The sequence below is a fragment of the Enterococcus caccae ATCC BAA-1240 genome, from assembly GCF_000407145.1.
Lineage (GTDB): Bacteria > Bacillota > Bacilli > Lactobacillales > Enterococcaceae > Enterococcus_L > Enterococcus_L caccae.
In genome coordinates this window covers 372,399-392,807 of the sequence record NZ_KE136475.1, presented here as the reverse complement: position 1 = coordinate 392,807, position 20,409 = coordinate 372,399, and the positions used below count along the sequence as shown (strand labels likewise).

Sequence of the window (20,409 nt, the reverse complement as noted above, 5' to 3'; positions counted from 1 at the left end):
CGTTACCTCACCAACTAGCTAATGCACCGCGGGTCCATCCATCAGTGACACCCGAAAGCGTCTTTCAAATCAACACCATGCGGTGTCAACTATTATGCGGTATTAGCACCTGTTTCCAAGTGTTATCCCCCTCTGATGGGTAGGTTACCCACGTGTTACTCACCCGTCCGCCACTCCTCTTTTCAAATGAGTGCAAGCACTCGGTAGAAAAGAAGCGTTCGACTTGCATGTATTAGGCACGCCGCCAGCGTTCGTCCTGAGCCAGGATCAAACTCTCATAATAAAAGTTGAACACAATCTTGCGATTGTTAAGCTCATTTGTTTGCTAGCATATTGCTTCGCTTTGTTAAAAATTGTTGTTTGTTTTTACCGTTGTAAAAACAACCTACACATTTGGTTCGTCTTACTTTGTTCAGTTTTCAAAGGTCTACTGTGTTACCTCGCAGCAACTTTTATATCATATCAAATCTTCGATTTGATGTCAACACTTTTTTAAAAAGTTTCAAAGTTTTTTTCTGCTTGATGTTATCGAATGTTTCGCGACAACTTCATTAGTTTATCAGGTTGTTTGTTATTTGTCAACAACTTTCTTCCTGATTTTTCAAGTTTTTTTTCAAACTTGATTGTTATTCTATTTTCGCTTAGCTGTCTTTTATTTCTTGTGACAACTTCACTAGTTTATCAGGTTAGTCATTGTTTGTCAACAAGTTTTTCGCCTGATTTCCAAAGTTTTTTCAACTGTTGGATTGTTATATTATTCTGATCGTTTGGCGTGTTGCTTCAGTGCCTTGCGACAAGATATAATATACCAAGATTATACGCTTAGGTCAACTAAAATTTGCACTTTTTTTAAAGTTTTTTTCGTTACCGATTGTTTTTTCACTTTTGTTCTTTATCGTTCGTTTTTACACTCTCAAGAGCTTATTTTCGTTTCTCTTTTTCTGTTTTTTTAAGAAAATAAAAAAGGGTAGATTATCACTAAATAATCTACCCTTCTCTATTTTATCTCATCGTTGGGAATAATAGGACATCACGAATTGATTGAGCGTCAGTTAAAAGCATCACTAAACGATCGATTCCGATTCCTAGACCACCAGTTGGCGGTAATCCGTACTCTAAAGCTTCAATGAAATCTTCATCTACACCATGAGCTTCATCATTTCCTTGTTCACGTTCTTTTTCTTGCCCTTCAAAACGTTCACGTTGATCGATCGGGTCATTTAATTCAGTAAATGCGTTCGCAAATTCTTTTCCTACTATAAATAGTTCAAAACGATCCGTAAAACGACCATCTTCGGGATTTTTCTTCGCTAAAGGAGAAACTTCTACTGGATGTCCATAGACAAAGGTTGGCTGTTGTAGTGTCTCTTCAACAAATGTTTCAAAGAATTCATTTAAAATGTGCCCAACTGACATATTATCGTTGATTTCTACATTATGTTCTTTTGCTAAAGAGCGAGCTTCCTCAACAGTCATTTCTTTCCAAAAATCAACACCTGTTTGCTCTTTAATCGCGTCAACCATGTGTACACGTCTAAATTCAGAGCCTAAGTCAACTTCTTGCCCATCATACGTGATCGTTGTTGTTCCTAAAACTTTTTCTGCAGCATTACGGATGATTCCTTCTGTTAGGTCCATCACATCTTTGTAATCTGTATAAGCAGTATAAGCTTCTAGCATAGTAAATTCAGGGTTATGTGTTGTATCGATTCCTTCATTTCGGAATACTCGACCGATTTCGTAGACTTTTTCCATTCCTCCGACAATCAAGCGTTTCAAATGCAATTCCAAAGCGATACGTAAATATAAGTCCATATCCAATGCATTATGATGGGTAATAAACGGACGTGCTGCGGCACCACCAGCATCATTATGCAAAACAGGAGTTTCCACTTCTACATAGCCATTGCTGTCAAGGTAGCGGCGAATCTCACTAATGATTTGGCTACGTTTCATAAAGCGGTCGAAGCTGTCTTTATTACTAATTAAATCTAAATAGCGTTGACGGTAACGTTGTTCTACATTGGTCAAGCCATGATATTTATCTGGCAGAGGACGTAATGCTTTTGTTAGTAAAACAATCGTTTGGGCTTTAACTGTTACTTCACCTGTATCAGTTTTCATGATTTGTCCTGTGACACCGAAGAAATCACCTAAGTCAGCGTGCTTAAATAGTTCATACGCTTCATCACCAACTTGATCTTTTCGTACATAGATCTGAAGTTGCCCTTCACGATCTTGCAAGTGAGCAAAACCAGCTTTTCCTTTACCGCGCTTTGTCATCATACGACCAGCAACGCTTGCAGATAAGTCCATTTCACTTAATTCTTCTTTTGAGTGTGGATCAAATTGATCATGTAGTTCTTTTGAATTATGTGTACGATCAAAACGCTTGCCGAAAGGATCAATCCCTTCCTCACGTAAATTTTCCATTTTTTCACGACGCACAAGCATTTGATCATTTAGATCCTCTAAGTGCGCTTGTTGTTCATCTGCCACTTTACTTCCTCCATTCTGAAATCACATACCCCTATAATGCCACATTAAAACAAAAAAAAGCAAGCCGTATTTTTGTTTAGGCCTGCTTTTTTTATTAGATTATTTCGATTATTTCTTTTTCTGCATGTTTTTCTGCTTTTTCTTCAAATGCATCTAGTAAATCAACCATCATTTGCTGAGTCTCCGCTTGATTGATTGCAACCTTTACTTTAGCCGCACGTGGAATCCCTTTTAGATAGTATGATGCATGTTGACGAAATTCTCTTGTGGCGATTTTTTCTCCTTTTAAATCCACTAAACGTTGTAAATGTACTTTGGCTGTTTTGATTTTCTCATGTGGAGTTGGCTCTGGCATTAACACACCTGTCTCAAGATACTCTTTAGTACGTTGGATCATCCAGGGATTGCCCAAAGCCGCCCTTCCAATCATAACTCCATCCGCTCCTACGTACTCCAACATACGTTTGGCATCTTCTGGTGTACGTACATCCCCATTTCCCATAAAAGGGATCGTTAGATGTTGTTTCACTTCTTTTAAAACATCCCAATTTGCTTGCCCTTCATACATTTGAACTCTTGTACGTCCATGCATTGCAATAGCTGAGGCACCTGCTTTTTCAGCAGCTAACGCGTTTTCAACTGCAAATAAGTGATCTTCATCCCAGCCAGTTCTCATTTTTACCGTAACAGGCAAATCAATCGCAGAAGAAACGGCATCTACCATTTCATAAACTTTATTCGGATCTAATAGCCATTTGGCGCCAGCTTCTGCTTTGATCACTTTATTTACAGGACAGCCCATGTTGATATCGATGATTGCCGCTTTCGTATTTTCTTCTACAAATTTTGCTGCTTCAACCAAGTTTTCTTTGTCTCCACCGAAAATTTGTACACTTAATGGATATTCTTTCTCATCTATATACAGCATATCCAAAGTTTTTTTGTTTCTTTGCTGGATTCCCTTGTCACTGATCATTTCACAAACAACAAGTCCTGCACCAAATTCTTTGACTGTTACACGAAAAGCAGCATTGCTAATCCCCGCCATCGGGGCTACTACAACGCGATTTGGAATTTCGACATTTCCTATTTTCCACATAGTGCATCTCTCCTACTTTTCACGCGTATTTTTGATTGCTTCATCTCGTAGTTCAATTAAATCCTCTTCACTATAGTGATATTTGTTACCGCAGAATTGACAAACGGCTTCTGCTCCATGGTCTTCTTCGATCATCGCATTGATTTCGTCTAATCCAACAGCGATAATCGCCGTACCAAATTTTTCTTTTGAGCAGTTACATTTAAATTGAACAGGCATTTTTTCTAAAATTTCGATTTCATCTTTACCAAGCAGACGTTCTAAAATCCCTTCTGGTGATTCTCCTTCATCAATCAAACGGGAAATCATGGGTACTTCTTGTAGACGCTGTTCGATAAAATCAATGGTTTTTTCATCAGCTCCAGGCATCACTTGGATCATAAATCCACCAGCTGCTTTAACACTTTCATCTGTATCAACTAAAACACTCAAACCAATAGCTGATGGGATTTGTTCAGAAACCGCCATAAAATAGGTAAAATCTTCGCCGATTTCACCAGAAACGATTGGTGTTTGCCCTGAAAATGTTTCTTTCAAGCCTAAATCTTTGATTACAGTGAAAATCCCTTCAGTTCCAACAGCTCCACGAACATCGATTTTACCACTTTCATTCAACGTTAAACTAACATGAGGATTTTTTATGTATCCTTTAGTATTCCCACTACCATCGCTATCTACCACGATTCCTCCTGCTGGTCCGTTACCTTGAACTTTTACAGTTAGCTTATCATCGCCTTTTAATGTCGCACCTAATAATAGCGCACCAACCATTGTTCTGCCTAATGCTGCAGTTGATGAACTCCATGTATCGTGACGTTTTTGTGCTTCTGATATTGTATTTGTTGCGCAAACTGCATAAGCGCGAATTGATCCTTCATAACATAATGCTTTTACTAAGTAATCTTCCATTTTATTTTCCTCTTCTCACTTGCTTCGTTTTTCGACTCATTATCAGATAATACTAGGATTTAGCTATTTTTTCAACTAAATAATTTCAACTTGAAGAAAAGAGCACCCCGTAAAAGGGATGCTCTAAATGTTTTATTTGTAACGATCGTCAAAGTTATTACGGTCATATTCAGAATCATGTTTGTGTTCATCATCCGATTTAGTTTCTGATTGAACTTTTTCTTCTGTTTTTTCGCTGTCCGCTTTTACTTCTTCTGCTTCGTCATGTAGTTCTTTTTTTGCATCTTCAAAGTCTTGTTTTTCTTCGGCTTGTCTTTGTGCATCTTTCTCTTCTAATGCACGTTTTGCCTCTTCAAATGTTTGAGCTTTTTCACTAGGGAATTGGCTGTCGATAACATCTTGGGGCATAACGCCTTCTTCAAACAATGACTTGATGCTGCGAGCATCTAATGTTTCATACTCTAACAGTTTTTCTGCAATTAGTTTGTGTTGTGCACGATGTGACTCGATGATTTCACGTGCTTTATCGTGTGCTTCCATCAAGATACGACGTACTTCTTGATCGATTTCGAATGCTACTTGTTCTGAGTAGGCTTTTGTTTGACCGTAATCACGGCCAACAAAAACTTGGTGGTTTCCTTCATATTGAACTGGACCTAATTTGTCGCTCATTCCATATTCAGTTACCATGCTGCGGGCAATACCTGTTGCTTGTTCAAAGTCATTAGAAGCACCTGTTGATTGTACATTGAAAATAATTTCTTCAGCCGTACGTCCACCAAGTAACCCAACGATTTGTTCAAACATGTCTTCTTTAGTCATCAAGAATTGATCTTCTTTTGGCAAGGCAATCATATAACCGCCAGCGCGTCCACGAGGGATGATCGTTACTTTATGAACGATACGAGCACGGCTTAAGACTAAACCAACAATTGTATGTCCAGCTTCATGATAAGCAACCATTTCGCGTTCTTTTTTATTGATCACACGATCTTTTTTCGCAGGTCCTGCGATTACACGATCTTCTGCTTCATCCACATCGGATGCATCAATTTTCTTTTTATTACGACGAGCAGCAACTAATGCAGCTTCATTCAATACGTTTTCTAAATCAGCACCAGCAAAACCTGGTGTTTGTTGCGCCACAACTTTTAAATCAACATCGTCAGCCAATGGTTTGTTGCGAGCATGTACTTTAAGGATTGCTTCACGTCCTTTAACATCAGGACGACCAACTAAAATTTGACGGTCAAAACGGCCTGGACGTAATAACGCTGGGTCTAACACATCTGAACGGTTTGTTGCGGCAACAACGATTACACCTTCGTTGCCATCAAATCCATCCATTTCAACTAGCAATTGGTTAAGGGTTTGTTCACGTTCGTCATGTCCGCCACCCATACCAGCACCACGTTGACGACCAACTGCATCGATTTCATCGATGAAGATGATTGCTGGTGCATTTTTCTTCGCTGTTTCAAATAAGTCACGGACACGGCTCGCACCGACACCAACGAACATTTCAACGAAGTCTGAACCTGAGATAGAATAAAAAGGTACACCTGCTTCACCAGCAACGGCTTTCGCAAGTAATGTTTTACCAGTTCCTGGAGGTCCTTCTAATAGAACACCAGCAGGAATTCTTGCGCCTAATTCAACGAAACGGCGAGGATCTTTTAAGAACTCAACCACTTCAACTAGTTCTTGTTTTTCTTCTTCTGCTCCTGCTACATCGGAGAAGCGTACGCGGTTGGCTTTTTTATCCGCTTCTTTGGCTTTTGATTTACCAAAGTTCATGACACGGCCGCCACCACCGCCACCGCCGCCTTGTTGTCCCATCATCATGTAGAACAAGAAGATGAACAATACGATTGGTAAGAAACTAAATAAGATAGAAAGCCAAGCACCACTTGATGATTGTTCTTTGACTGTAAGTTTTACATTGTTGTCTTTAGCCATTTCTTGAATACCTGATAATGTGATATCACTTGGTAAGACAATGGTAGTAAATGATTTTGTAGAAACTTCTGTTGATCCCCATAAAGAAAGACCGCCAGTGTTTTTGATTTCTTGTTTTTCTTTGTACTGACCTGTGATCTTATATACACCATTGGTTGGTTGGATCGTCAGTTCTTTGACTTTCCCTTTCTCTAATTGAGTACTGAAAGTCGAGTATTCGATATCTGGTGATTGAGGATTGTTATTTCCGAAAATGAAATAAACAACCATGACCATCGCCAAAATCAGCAATACATAATAAAGGCCATTTTTCATGCCGCTATTCTTTTTATTCATGCCTGTCCTCCTTTGGTTACTGCGCGTAATTTAATTTTACGGTTTATTTTTTATCAATTCTGACCATTACATTGTAACATAACTAAATCTAAGAGAGATATTAATTTGATTCGTAGATTTCAGGTTTCAATACGCCTACGTAAGGAAGATTTCGATACGCTTCTGCATAATCTAATCCATAACCTACAACAAATTCATTCGGTACATCGAACCCAACATAATCTGCGACGATATCGACAACACGTCCTTCTGGTTTGTCTAACAAAGTGACAATCTTCACAGAGGCTGCTTTTCTGTATTTAAAAAGATCCACTAGATAAGCTAATGTACGGCCACTATCAATGATATCTTCTACAATCAAAATATCGCGTCCTTCAACATTCGTATCCAAATCTTTGATGATTTTTACTTCACCAGAAGATACAGTTGCATTTCCGTAACTAGATACAGCCATAAAATCCATTTCTAAATGTGTGTCAATGCAACGTGTGATATCCGCCATGAAAGGTATAGCACCTTTTAAAATACCAATCACTAAAGGATTTTTGTCCTTGTAATCTTCTGTTAGTTGTTTACCAAGTTCAGTTGATTTTTCAAGAATTTGTTCCTTTGTAATCAAAACTTGTTTAATATCTTTCTCTAACATATTGCTCTCCCTTTCTTTTTAAGTCCGACCTTCAACTCTTTGTCATTTAGTTCTTGGAATTGAATCTGATCGAATCGTTAGTGTAGTGTCCCCTTTGCTTTTAGGAGAATAAACTCGCAAGAGCCAGGCTCTACTATTCCTTTTTGGTTCAATTGCTATTATTTTATGTTAGTTTGCTTCTTTGAATAAAAGTAATTTTTGGTCTTTATTCTTTTACTTTATAAAGGAGCCTGTAGAGTATTTTATCAGTTTCTTTAGGAATACTCAAATATGAATTTACAAATTGAGGCACCCAAATAATCTCCTCTTCAGCAGATAGAACGACCCACGCTTGATCTCTAATTGAATTCGGTATTTTTTGATCAATAAAAAATCGATTTAATCTTTTGGTCAAGTTTGGTGTAAGTGAAATTCTATCCCCATTTTCGCGATGACGAATCGTTAATGGCAACGGTATTTCCCCACTTATAAGCAAAGAAAGTTCTTTCCATGTCTTTACTGTTTGTGGTTGTTCCCTTTTCGTTTCTATTGTTTCTAGACTTAGCCATTCCGTTTCAGAAAGAAAAATTTGTTCCCCCTCATTTAAATAAAACGTCTTTTCATCATGAGACAACTTTTTTTTTCTTAGGTATGCTAGGTCATATTCTTTCATTATTTGCCAACCTTGTTCCAGGTCCATAGCTAACTGAGGCATTGACTGATTAAGTAAAAATAAAAGTTGTTGGATTTGCAATTGGTTGATTGATACACCCTCAGGTACGATCGATTTTTGGAACAGCATCATTATGAAAAAGGTCTGAACACTTCTTTTCTCTTGCTTCAATTCAGATAGCTGAATCGTCCAACCTTCTGTTGTTTTTTCCACCCATTGGCTATACTTAGGCTCTATAACGGATCGAATAATATCATCGGCAAACGAGATTTGTTCACTAAAATCTGACATATGCTGCAAAAAATTGGGATTTTCTTTTTTCAAAAGCGGAACTACTTGATGTCTCAAACGATTGCGCATATAAGCTGTAGTTTGATTTGAGCTATCTTCAAAATACACAATTCCTGACTGTTTTGCGAACTGTTCTAATTCTTCTTTGGAAAAAATTAAGAAAGGCCGAATCAGTTCTCCTCGCCCAAAAGACTGTCTAGCTCTAATACCAACTAAGTTCAGCAATGCACTTCCTCTAGTCAGCTTCATTAAAATTGTTTCAGCTTGGTCATCACTATGATGAGCAGTCAAAAGAAGAGGAATTTCAGCTTGGTCCATAATTTCAGTAAAAAAGTCATAGCGAAATTTACGGGCCCGTGCTTCTGTATTTTTTGTTTTATCCTGTTCATCCCAGATTCTACTATAATAGGGAATTGAATTTTTTCGGCAATAGTTTTTCAAATGGATCGATTCAGCCATCGATTCTGCACGTAGCTGGTGATCAACATGGGCAACACTCAATTTTAGTTGGTCTTTTCGAGCAGCAATTTGCATTAATTCCAATAAGACCATCGAATCTACGCCGCCAGAAACCGCTAATAATATTTTCTGGTTTGGTTGCCAGTAATCATTTTTTTTGCAATGATTATAAAATTCTTGAAACATCTATTCACCTTCTTTGTTTCATCAGTCGATAGACCTTCATAAAAAAGTGCCCAAAACACAAAAGCCGAGCTTTCGCTCAGCTTCAATTATTTATTAGTTACGACGTCCGCCGCGTCCGCCACGTTTTCCTTCTGTATTACGCTTCAAAGAAGTTAAACGATCGTCACTGTCTTTTAAAAACGAGCTCATCAATGAATCAAAATCTTGTTTTGAATTATTCATCGGTTGTGCTCTTGTAAATTGTTTCTTAGGTGCTGGACGCGTTCCGCGATCACGATTTCCTTGATAGTCATTGTTCTCACGACGTTGATATTCACGCTTTGGTTCTGCAGCTTGTTCTTGAGCTTTACGAATCGACAAGCCCACTTTTCCATCATCACCGACTGAAGTAACTTTTACTGTTACTTCATCCCCTACGGTCAACACATCATGGATATCTTTTACGAATCCATTTGACACTTCACTAATGTGAACCAAACCTGTTTTTCCTTCACCTAGATCGATGAAAGCACCAAAATTAGTGATACCAGACACTTTTCCTGGCAACTTCGCTCCTACTTCAATTGACATAAAAAAAATGTTCCTCCTATTATTTACCCTATTATATCTGCAGTTATTCCCCTGATTGTTTTTCAGTTGAATGAGACTGTGATTGACTCTCTTGCGATGATTGCTTTTGGTCACTACTAGAGCTAGTCGTTCCGCCTAACTCTGGAATGTTATAGATTTGTTCGCCTTCTTTAGAAACATAAAAAAGACTTCGAGCAAGCTTTGCTACATAATCTTCATCTCTTAAAAGCGCTACATCTTGTTCCAAACGATTCAATTTCTTATCTGCTTCCGCTGATTCAGCTACTGCTTCTACCTGTTGTTTTTTGAAGGCATTCAACTGTTGATAGTCTTTCATCAGCTGGACACCTGAAACGATAAAGATCACAAATGCCACGAGAAAAACAACTGCCAGACGTCGGCGCCTGAAAATCAGCTGCTTTTGCTGTTTTTGAAACTCGGCATACTGTTCTTTAGTATACTCGTTATCTAAGGCAGCAACTTTTTCCACGTCTTTCTTCTTTTTGCCCATGTTTTCCGCTCCACTCGTTTTTTGGTTTGTCTGCCTTATTATACCAACATCCAAGAAACTTGTCTAATCTAAATTGTTACTATTTTCGACTCTTTTCTCTGAAATAACCTGATACATCTTTTCTGCATCTTCTTTTTTCGTTGAATCATGAAGTTCTAAGACTTCTATTTCTAAAATTTTATTTCCAAATTGGATTTTAACTTGGTCACCAATTTTCACATTACTTGATGATTTTGCTAGAATTCCATTAATCTGGATCCGTCCTTTATCTGCAACTTCTTTCGCAACAGGTCTTCTTTTGATAATACGTGAAACTTTTAAAAATTTATCTAAACGCATACCTTTACCTCTTCATTCTTAATATTTTTGCTCCAAACGGTAATGTCAGCCATTCCCGAATCGTAAATAGTTTCATTTTAATAATGATATACAGAAATGATCCTCCACCGACCAAAACACCAATTATCGTAATAAGAAGGGCCTGACCACGATGACTGACCACTCCTAGCAATAGCGCGACAATACCTTGGTAACAGAGTAACACAAATCCCATTAACCCTAAACTGATTATTAACTTTCTAAAAAAATGATTTTCTACCGCAAAACGATTGATTTCTTTTTTTGAAAAAAAGATCAATAGAACTAATGTCGCCACTAATCCTATAATTGTTGACATACTTGCTCCAAGCGTGCCCCATAGATAAGTCAACGGACCTGTTAAAAAGAGTTTGACTATTAAACCTACTCCAGCAGATAGCATAGAAAAAAAGAACTGATTTTTACTTTGCAAAATACTTTGATACGCTTGTATAACAGCCATAAATGCAATCGAACAAACATAAACGCCTAAAACGCCGTTGCCTTGATAGTCTTTGAATAAAGCAAAATTCATATAAGGAAGCAATAAGGCTAAACCAATCGATGCTGCTGTTGCGATTGTTGTCGTTAAGCGTAAAAATATTTTTGCGGCTTGTAAAAAACGACCTTGCTCACGACTCATGAAATACTTTGTTAGGGCTGGTAAAAAGCTTGAGCTTAATGCCAATGCAACGACTAAACCTAATTGCACTAATGGTTGTCCACGATCGTAAATTCCCTTATCGATTTTTGCAGCTGAATCACTGATTCCTGATGCAACTAAAGAATTTTTGACCAGAAATGAATCAATTAATTGAAATAGAATTAAAAATGCGCTGTATATAGAAACAATGCCACCTTCAACTACTAAGCGTCCAACTAATTTCCCTGAACCTTTCTCAAGTTTCCACTGTGTAAGATACGCTGAGCTTCCTACTCGGATTTTCCGATCATAGTACCAAAGGATTCCAGCAGCAACTGCTCCACCAAGTAACGCACCACCCATTGCAACCGTTCCAGTTTGATACACTGACCAACCAAACTGACTGAAGGAATAAGCAGCAATCAAAATCACACCTACGCGAACGATTTGCTCCATCACTTGAGAAACTGCACTTGGGATCATTAATAAGTGTCCTTGAAAATTTCCTCGATAAAAAGAGAGGATCGGCACTAATAAGAAAGTAAATGAAACAATTTGTATCAAAGGAGCTAGTCGAGAATCTCCCATCATAAGGGCTATTTCATAACTACCTAAAAAGAAAAATCCCCAACACAAACCAGCAATCACAAAGACAAAGGGAAAAAGCTGTTGTAAAATCTTTTTCTGTCCGCTGATATCTGATTGTTCTGCAACAACCTTGGAAATAAACTGTGGTAGTCCAGATAATGCTAACGTCATCGCAATACCATAAATCGGATAGACTTGTTGATAAACATAAAACCCTTCATCACCAACTAAGTTTTGAAACGGCACACGATAAACTGCACTTAGTACTTTAGCAATAAATGAAGCAATCGTTAAAACAACAGCACCTTGCATCATTGTCCGCATTTCCTTATGCGCCATCGGTTGACCTCCTATTTTAAAAGCGTAATGAGCCCGATTAGGCTCGACCGGAAAATAGGAAAAACACAAAGACGACGTTTTCTGTCGCATACGAATTTCACCTTTTTTCCGAGAACCTAGACAGTACTCATTCTATTTCAGCCGCTACTGTTTTATATTTTTCCTGTCTTAAAGCAGTAGTGAACAGAGCCACCTCTTGTAACCAAGCTGCTTCTTTCATTCCTTTAGGTACTTTTAAACGAACAGACATTTTTTCATTATCTACAGCAAGATCCGCTTTTAATTGCGTATGCGACAAGGCTTCAAAGATTTGTTCAACATTATATGTTTTTGTACCGATTTTACTTAAGGTAAAGGTGATATCCTGTTGTCTCTTACGAATAGTTTCAACCAATGCCCGATCGCCATCCATTTTGATTTGTCCAGTAGTCAGCAAATGAGCCACTTCATCTGGATACTCCCCAAAACGATCAAGCAGATCTGCTTCCAGTTCCTCGTACATATCTAGATTTTCCAACTGACGGATTCGTTTGTAAATTTCAATTTTTTGACGTTCATCTGAAATATAACTAGTTGGTAAATAAGCATCAATACCCAAATCAATTTCAACCGAAGTTTTTTGATCTTGAACATTTTTCCCTTGTTTACGAGCAACTGCTTCTGAAAGCATTTGGGAATACATATCAAAACCGACTGAGTCGATAAAGCCATGTTGTTGTGCGCCTAATAGATTTCCAGCACCACGAATGGATAAATCACGCATCGCAATTTTAAAACCAGAACCTAATTCAGTGAAGTCTTTGATTGCTTCTAAACGTTTTTCGCTGACTTCATTCAAAATCTTTTGCTGTTCATACATAAAATAAGCATATGCGACACGATTACTCCGACCAACACGGCCGCGTAATTGATACAATGTAGATAAGCCCATATAATCGGCATTTTCTACAAATAAAGTGTTGGCATTAGGAATATCAACACCCGTTTCAATGATCGTTGTTGTCACTAGTATATCGTATTGTCTTTCAATAAAATCAAATAAGGTATTTTCCAGTTGGACTTCGGTCATCTGACCGTGAGCATACGCGATTCTAGCACTGGGTACTAACGCTTGGATCTCTTCTACTTTTTGCTCGATCGTATCCACTCGATTATACAAATAAAAGACTTGTCCATCTCGTGCCATTTCTCTTTCGATTGCTTCTCTGATTGCGCCTGGATTGTTTTCCATCACATATGTTTGGATCGGGTAACGATTTTCTGGTGGGGTTTCAATAACTGAAAGGTCACGTACCCCAAGCATCGACATATGCAAGGTTCTTGGAATCGGTGTTGCAGTCAAAGTCAGCACATCGACTTGGGCTCGCAATTGTTTTAAACGTTCTTTGTGTTTAACCCCAAAACGTTGTTCCTCATCAATCACCAGTAAGCCCAAATCGCTAAAATTCACGTCTTGTGAAAGTAATCGATGCGTTCCTATAACAATATCTACTTGACCGTGTTTAATTTTTTCAATGGTTTCGCTTTGCTGTTTTTTCGTTCTAAAACGGCTTAACAACCCCACCTCTACTGGAAATCCTTCAAAGCGATCTAACATCGTTTCATAATGTTGTTGGGCTAAAATCGTGGTAGGGACTAAAAAAGCAACTTGCTTATTATTATTGATTGCTTTAAATGCTGCACGTAAAGCAACTTCAGTTTTTCCGTACCCCACATCCCCAACCAAGAGCCGATCCATCGGTCGCGTTTTTTCCATATCATGCTTGATTTCGGCTGTACTGCGTAGTTGATCATCTGTTTCACTATATGGAAAAGCGTCTTCAAATTCTTTCTGATACGCATCATCAGGTGGAAAAGCATAGCCTTTTTCTGATTCTCTTGAGGCATATAGCTGAATCAAATCGTCTGCGATATCTTCGATTTTAGACGTTACTTTACGTTTTGTTTTGCTCCACTCACTACCGCCTAATTTATTGACTTTCGGCGATTTTGATTCAGAAGCAACGAACTTCTGAATCAAATTTAATTGAGTAACGGGAATAAATAGTTTATCGTCATTTTGGTATAAAATCGTGATGTAGTCCTGATGAACACCATCAACTTCCAACGTCTGCATCCCAATATATTTACCGATCCCATGATTTGCGTGGACAACGTAATCTCCATTTTTTAGATCGCTGTAACTTTTTAAACGCTCTGCATTTGAAACAGTTTGACGTCTTGCTCTTTTTTTCGTTGTTGTATGGAAAATTTCTTTTTCAGTAATTGCAACAATTTTTTCAACAGGTAATTCAAATCCTGATTGCAAGGAGCCTTCAACAATTTGAATTTTTCCTTCTATTAATTTATCAGCTGAAGCTGTTACACTTGAGATATCAAAATCACGAAACAGCTCTTCTACTTTTTGACTGCGTTCTTTCGTCGGCACAAACACCACAACCGTTTGATCTTGTTTTTTCCAACGATCCATTTCAGTTTTTAATAATGGCATTTGACCAAAAAATTGCTGCATCGAGCGATATTGAAAATTATATACAGCTTGGAAACGAAGATTTCCCATACCTTTTTGGAATAACGAAAAAAAGGTTGTTCCAAATGTCATTTTTCTTACTTGTTCATGAAATTCTAAACCAAAAGTCTGTTCAGGGAAAACTCGCATTTCTTCTAATTTAAGGACTTGCCACTCATTTTCTTCACGGATGATTTCACGTTCCGCTTCTAAAATACGGGCATAATCATCCACAAAGATCAAACTGTCCTCTGATAGATAATCAAGTAATGTCGTTTTTGTTTCATAAAGTAAATCAGTATAGTAATGAGCTGTATCCGTTGGAATTCCTTGACTCCATGAAGTCGCTAACTGACCAAAATAATCTTGAAGAAATTCTTTTTCTGTGGCATCCTTAGCGATTGCGACTCTTTTTTCAAGTGCATTTGCCAACTGTTTTTCACCATGAACTAAATCCTCTTTTGAAAAGACTAGGTCAGTCATCGGAGAGAGCGTCACAGATTCAATGTTTCCGACCGAACGTTGTGTATCTGCTTCAAAATAGCGTAAAGAATCGATCTCGATATCGAACAGTTCTGCACGAACTGGATACTCAGAATTCAGCGGATAGACATCGACGATACTTCCTCGAATGCTAAAATCACCTGGCTTGCCAACTAAAGACTCACGCTCATAGCCCATTAAAACTAACTGCTGCGCTAAAGTATCCAACTCGATTTCCCCACCAAGCTCCCAATGAAGCTGAGCTTGCGCCCACGTTTGTTTACTCGGTAAATACTTCCTTAAACCAGCTACAGGGACTACTACGATTCCTGCTTGATCTGTCAAAAGAAAGTTGAGCGCTGCCACTCTTTCTGCTCGCGCTTCTGGCGAAGAAAAGGCCATCTCAGCAGATAAAACTTCATCCACTGGAAATATATACACTTCTTCATCTGATAAAATATTACGAAAGTCTTCAACTAGTTGGTTTCCATAATAAAGATTTGGAACAGCTACAACGACTTTTTTATTTTTTTCTTTAAACCCACTGGTCATGACCAATGTTTTGGCAGAGCCGGCTAAGCCTGTAATCAATTGGCGGGTATTTTCTGTTAATTGCATCTGCCAATCTCGGGCTAATTCACTTGCACCAATTCGTTCAATGATGTTCACGTTTGACTCCTCCTAAATTTAAAAGCATAGCGGGTTTGTTCAGCTCCAATTGGAAAATAGAAGGAAACAACTGAGGAGCTTTTTACCGCATTCTTTTTTAGCTTGTTTCCGAAAGACTGACCTATGCAACTAGATATCATACGATAACTACGATCCGCTTCACCTTGTAACTTATTTTCCATTAAATTGATTCATCGTATCAACAAATGTATGTCCCTCACAGGCATAAATCGCTGCATCGGCTGCATTTTTTACGGCTAGCAAAATCTCTTCATGTTTTTCTTTTGGAAAACCAGTCAAAACATGATGAATAACTGTATTACTGCCAATTGGTCGACCAATCCCAATTTTGATTCTCGGAAATACGTTTGTTCCCAGATGAGCAATTAAACTTTTGATTCCATTATGGCCTCCAGCACTCCCTTTTTCCCGTAAACGAATTTTGCCGATGTCTAAATCCAAGTCATCATAAATCACGATCAACTCTTCCTCTTCAACTCCGTAATAGGTCATCAATGGTCCAACTGAACGACCAGATTCATTCATAAATGTTAACGGTTTGACTAACATGATCTTTTCTGTTCCTATAAAAAATTCAGCAATATCCGCTTCAAATTGACTTTTATTGAATGTGGCATGATATCTGTGAGCAATTTCATCAATAGTGATAAAGCCGATATTATGTTTCGTTTCTTGGTACTTACTTCCTGGATTGCCTAATCCAACAATCATTTTCATCTATATATTCTCCTTAACAACGGTGCTTTTACCACCAAGTATTCATTCTCCAACACAAAATACCCGAGCAGGAAAATCCTCTGCCCAGTTTTTTTACAATTATACCATAAAATAAATGTTTGCCGAATCTTTTAAATTATTAAAAAAGCTATAAGCTTTATTAAACCTAAGCAACCATTTTGAAAATCGCAAATAGTGAACGATCGCACATGAAAGAGTTTTCTTATGAAACACCCCTGAAAACTGTATTATTTTAATAAACAAAAAACGTGACAAACCTCACAAACGGTGGTATTATCATTGTGATAAAACAATTATCTGAAAGGAATGATACACATGACTGCAGCAGTTGGGAACAAAGACCACCAAAAAGTAATTTTAGTTGGAGATGGCGCTGTCGGATCTAGTTATGCTTTTGCCTTAGTCACTCAAAATATTGCTCAAGAAGTTGGTATTATTGATATAGATACAAAAAAAACCGAAGGAGATGCTGCTGATTTATCTCATGCATTAGCTTTTACTTCTCCTAAAAAGATCTATGCTGCTACTTATGATGATTGTCATGATGCTGATCTAGTCGTTTTAACAGCAGGTGCCGCACAAAAACCTGGTGAAACACGAATTGATTTAGTTCATAAAAACTTGAAAATAAACAAACAAATCGTTACAGCCATCGTTGATTCTGGTTTTAGCGGAATTTTCTTAGTCGCTGCCAATCCAGTTGATATTTTAACTTATTCTACATGGAAATTCTCAGGATTTCCAAAGGAACGTGTTATCGGTTCTGGAACATCGCTTGATTCTGCTCGTTTCCGCCAAGCGATTGCTGAATTGGTGGATGTAGACGCTCGTAATGTCCATGCCTATATTCTAGGTGAGCATGGTGATACTGAATTTCCAGTTTGGTCTCATGCGAATGTTGCTGGGTTACAAATTTATGAATGGGTCAAAAATAATCCCGATGTTGATGAAGAAGCGATGGTCAACTTATTCTTTAACGTAAGAGATGCTGCGTATTCAATCATCGAGAAAAAAGGGGCGACATTCTATGGAATTGCGGCTGCTTTAGCACGCATCACGAAAGCAATTCTAGATGATGAAGATTCAGTTTTCCCACTTTCTGTTTACTTAGATGGCGAATATGGGCAAAATGATATCTACATTGGTGCACCTGCTGTAATCAATCGCCAAGGAATCAAACAAGTAATTGAAATTCCTTTGACAGATTCAGAGAAGGATCGAATGAATGCTTCTGCAAAAGCGTTGAAAGAAGTTATTAAATCCGCTTTTGAAAAATTTGAAGCTGAAAATAATTAATATTGTCAAAAAAATCGAAGTTGGGATAGATATCCTTAATCCCAAGAAAAAAGCTGAAATTCACGAAAATGCCAAGAAACACGGAATTTTTCATTCAGATGTTGAATGATTCCTAATCAGTGTTCTTCAAATTTTTATGAATTTCAGTTTTTTTCTGAAGGGATTGCTTCTGCTCCCATCGTTTATCCGGACTCCACGAGAGTGAAATATGACTCGAAGCGTTTTGTTCCACTCACATTCCTACGATTAGTCAAGTAGAAAATAAAGAAATAATGAAAGATAGTTTAATAGTTGTAAACGAAGGAAGTATTTTAGAATGAATTCCGCAATAAATACCCCTGATGGATCATTTGTTTTTTTTGTTATGAAATAGCCAAACCGTAAATACTAGTACTTATCTTGGTAAACCTTTCATCTTTGCACCGGAGTTCTTTTCTACACTTTCAGCTTAACTCAGATCGTTATATCCATTTCATTACAAAAAAACACGCTCAGATAGTCCTACCTAAGCCATGTTTTTCTTGTTTTATCCTTTATATAAAATCCCTTTTGACGCAAGTGTTTCTTTGATTTTCTGGAAGGCTGTCTCATTTTCACATCGTATCGTATGCAAATGAACCCCTGCAGTCAACTCTGATAATAATGAAGCACTACTTTTTTCATAGTTTGTTACGAATTCTTCGACTTCTTTTTCAGTGCGAATATGCAGGCCTCCTGTCAGTTCACCATATATAGGGTGTTCCACCACTACATCAATGATTTCTCCGCCCAACGAAACAATCGTCCTCAATTCGGCTGCTGTTTGCTCTGGTAAATGCTGACAGGCAATTTTTCGAATAATGCCTTGTCGGTCTTTGTCTCTTTCAAGCAAGTATCCTCTAGCTGTTGCGATAATCTCATAGCCCGCTGCTCGCAAAAGAGCAACATCCCCAACAACGATTTGACGGCTAACCTTGAATTTTTTTGCAAATCGGCTCGCGCTGATCGGTTTTTCTGCTGTTTCTAACTCAAGCAAAATTACTTCTCGTCTTTTCACACCATCCATTCACTTCTCTCCTTTTTGCTTCTTAATCTAGTCGTTTTTGCTGGAAGTGTTTCGAGGCATCCATAATTCCTTGATAGGTTTCTTTGATCACTTCTTCATATTGATCATTTTCAATATAATCAGCAATTTTATTTAGAACTTCTTGCTCTCTTGTCGTGTCTAAAATTTGTTTGTCTGAGCTTTTTTTAACTTCAATAATCGCTTCGACAACTTCCATACGTTCTTCTAAAAGGGCAACGATTTTTTTATCTAGCGTATCAATTTTATTTCGTTGGATCATCAGAGGAGACAGTTTATTCTCTTCTAAGTCGATTTCCTTGATGATTTTTGCGGGATTTCCGCCGATCACACAATTATCTGGAAATGATTTGGTCACAACAGCCCCAGCTGCTACTACTACATTATTCCCTAATGTCACGCCAGGTGCGATGATTACACCACCGCCAAGCCACACGTTATCACCGATCGTGATCGGTTTACCGTATTCTAAGCCACTGTTTCGTTTGACTGGATGTAGCGGATGGGTAGCTGCATATAATTGAGCGTTTGGCCCAAACATGCAGTTATCTCCAATCGTAATTGGGCAAATATCTAAGAAAATGCTATTGAAATTAGCATAAAAATTTTTCCCCACATGAATGTTAAAGCCATAGTCAAAACTAATCGATGGTTCGATATAACTACCTGTTCCAGTCGAGCCAAAGGTTTCTTCCACTAATTGACGGCGAATTTGTGTGTCTTCTTCTCGATTGATCAGCTTCATTTGTTCTCTAGCAAATTTTCGCGCTGTTGCTAATTCAGGATCTCCTGCAAAATACAGTTCGCCGTCGATCATCTTTTGTCGTTCTGATTTAATTTCTTCCATATTAACGCTCCTCTGTCACTCTATTTTTAAAGACCTTCATTGCATCTTCTTTTAAGAAATAAGCATCCCTATTTAAATGGATCGGTGTTTGATTGATCACTAAAATAGTAGCTGTTGCTTTTGCGTAATGAATCAAGTCACAAAATGGGTGTACTTGAAAACTAGTACCGACGATTACGATCAAATCTGCTTTGGCTATTGCCTCCACCGATACCGCTATTGCTTGTTCATCTAATCCTTCTTCATATAAAACGATATTCGGTCGAATCTGACCACCGCATTGCTCATGGCGATCAGAAGTTAAATAGGTGTCTGCCGAAACGGATTGACCACATTTTCTACAATAACAATCATATAAGTTTCCATGAAAATTGACCAGTTGCTGGGTTTTCGCTTTGGCATGAAGGCCATCGATGTTTTGAGAAATGATCCATATATCTTTTATATTTTCTAGTTCTGCCATTTTTAAATGGATGCTATTTGGTTCAGCTTTAGGATGATACAACGTCTGTACAAATGAGTAAAATTTTTCTGGTTCTTCCACCATGCAAGTGTGACTTAGTAAATATTCTGGTCGTTCGATTCCTAGATAAACTCCGGACAGCGAGCGATAATCTGGCACACCTGATGCCGTTGAAATGCCTGCTCCCGTTAGAAACGTGATAGCAGCAGCTTGTTTGATTAGGTTGGTTGCGTCTGTTTCATCAATTGTTTGCATCAATTCATCTCCTAACATTTT

The 20,409-nt window shown here is 38.0% G+C and carries 16 protein-coding genes and 1 rRNA gene; 1 reads left to right on the top strand and 16 read right to left on the bottom strand.

What is annotated here, in order from left to right:
- The 13 genes from I580_RS14570 to pth all read right to left on the bottom strand — a co-directional run.
- A 16S ribosomal RNA gene (locus tag I580_RS14570) occupies positions 1-283 on the bottom strand; the annotation flags it as partial.
- A 719-nt stretch (positions 284-1,002) separates the two neighbouring features.
- Positions 1,003-2,499, bottom strand: a complete 1,497-nt coding sequence (gene lysS / locus I580_RS14565; RefSeq protein ID WP_010772281.1) for a lysine--tRNA ligase — start codon at positions 2,497-2,499, stop codon at positions 1,003-1,005.
- A 94-nt stretch (positions 2,500-2,593) separates the two neighbouring features.
- Complete coding sequence (gene dusB / locus I580_RS14560; protein ID WP_010772280.1) at positions 2,594-3,598, bottom strand: tRNA dihydrouridine synthase DusB; 1,005 nt, start codon at positions 3,596-3,598, stop codon at positions 2,594-2,596.
- Positions 3,599-3,610: 12 nt separating this feature from the next.
- Positions 3,611-4,507: an Hsp33 family molecular chaperone HslO gene (hslO, locus tag I580_RS14555; RefSeq protein ID WP_010772279.1), complete on the bottom strand. Its 897-nt coding sequence runs from the start codon at positions 4,505-4,507 to the stop codon at positions 3,611-3,613.
- 132 nt (positions 4,508-4,639) lie between these two features.
- Positions 4,640-6,802, bottom strand: a complete 2,163-nt coding sequence (ftsH, locus tag I580_RS14550) for an ATP-dependent zinc metalloprotease FtsH (RefSeq protein ID WP_010772278.1) — start codon at positions 6,800-6,802, stop codon at positions 4,640-4,642.
- A gap of 100 nt (positions 6,803-6,902) precedes the next feature.
- Positions 6,903-7,448 carry a hypoxanthine phosphoribosyltransferase gene (hpt, locus tag I580_RS14545; RefSeq protein ID WP_010772277.1) on the bottom strand — a complete coding sequence of 182 codons (546 nt, stop codon included), beginning with the start codon at positions 7,446-7,448 and terminating at the stop codon, positions 6,903-6,905.
- A gap of 205 nt (positions 7,449-7,653) precedes the next feature.
- Positions 7,654-9,036, bottom strand: coding sequence for a tRNA lysidine(34) synthetase TilS (gene tilS / locus I580_RS14540; protein WP_010772276.1), 1,383 nt, complete (start codon positions 9,034-9,036; stop codon positions 7,654-7,656).
- 93 nt (positions 9,037-9,129) lie between these two features.
- The gene (locus I580_RS14535) at positions 9,130-9,606 is read right to left on the bottom strand and encodes a S1 domain-containing RNA-binding protein (RefSeq protein WP_010772275.1); all 477 of its coding nucleotides are present in this window, start codon (positions 9,604-9,606) and stop codon (positions 9,130-9,132) included.
- Between the two features lie 43 nt (positions 9,607-9,649).
- The gene (locus tag I580_RS14530; RefSeq protein ID WP_010772274.1) at positions 9,650-10,117 is read right to left on the bottom strand and encodes an FtsB family cell division protein; all 468 of its coding nucleotides are present in this window, start codon (positions 10,115-10,117) and stop codon (positions 9,650-9,652) included.
- A 63-nt stretch (positions 10,118-10,180) separates the two neighbouring features.
- On the bottom strand, positions 10,181-10,456 hold the full coding sequence (locus tag I580_RS14525) for an RNA-binding S4 domain-containing protein (protein ID WP_010772273.1): 276 nt from the start codon (positions 10,454-10,456) through the stop codon (positions 10,181-10,183).
- A 4-nt stretch (positions 10,457-10,460) separates the two neighbouring features.
- A complete protein-coding gene (locus I580_RS14520; protein ID WP_010772272.1) occupies positions 10,461-12,044 on the bottom strand; it encodes a putative polysaccharide biosynthesis protein in 1,584 nt (527 codons plus the stop codon).
- Positions 12,045-12,171: 127 nt separating this feature from the next.
- Complete coding sequence (gene mfd, locus I580_RS14515; protein ID WP_010772271.1) at positions 12,172-15,705, bottom strand: transcription-repair coupling factor; 3,534 nt, start codon at positions 15,703-15,705, stop codon at positions 12,172-12,174.
- Positions 15,706-15,876: 171 nt separating this feature from the next.
- Positions 15,877-16,443: an aminoacyl-tRNA hydrolase gene (gene pth, locus I580_RS14505; RefSeq protein WP_010772270.1), complete on the bottom strand. Its 567-nt coding sequence runs from the start codon at positions 16,441-16,443 to the stop codon at positions 15,877-15,879.
- Positions 16,444-16,779: 336 nt separating this feature from the next.
- Between pth and I580_RS14500 the strand changes: the two genes are divergently transcribed.
- The gene (locus tag I580_RS14500) at positions 16,780-17,760 is read left to right on the top strand and encodes an L-lactate dehydrogenase (protein ID WP_010772269.1); all 981 of its coding nucleotides are present in this window, start codon (positions 16,780-16,782) and stop codon (positions 17,758-17,760) included.
- A 526-nt stretch (positions 17,761-18,286) separates the two neighbouring features.
- On the opposite strand, the gene I580_RS14495 is transcribed toward I580_RS14500, so the two are convergent.
- From I580_RS14495 to I580_RS14485, 3 genes are read right to left on the bottom strand one after another with little or no spacing between them, the layout of a single operon-like run.
- The gene (locus I580_RS14495) at positions 18,287-18,805 is read right to left on the bottom strand and encodes a transcription repressor NadR (protein WP_010772268.1); all 519 of its coding nucleotides are present in this window, start codon (positions 18,803-18,805) and stop codon (positions 18,287-18,289) included.
- 22 nt (positions 18,806-18,827) lie between these two features.
- Positions 18,828-19,670: a chorismate mutase gene (locus I580_RS14490; RefSeq protein ID WP_010772267.1), complete on the bottom strand. Its 843-nt coding sequence runs from the start codon at positions 19,668-19,670 to the stop codon at positions 18,828-18,830.
- A gap of 1 nt (position 19,671) precedes the next feature.
- On the bottom strand, positions 19,672-20,388 hold the full coding sequence (locus I580_RS14485; protein WP_010772266.1) for an NAD-dependent protein deacylase: 717 nt from the start codon (positions 20,386-20,388) through the stop codon (positions 19,672-19,674).
- Positions 20,389-20,409: the final 21 nt, after the last annotated feature.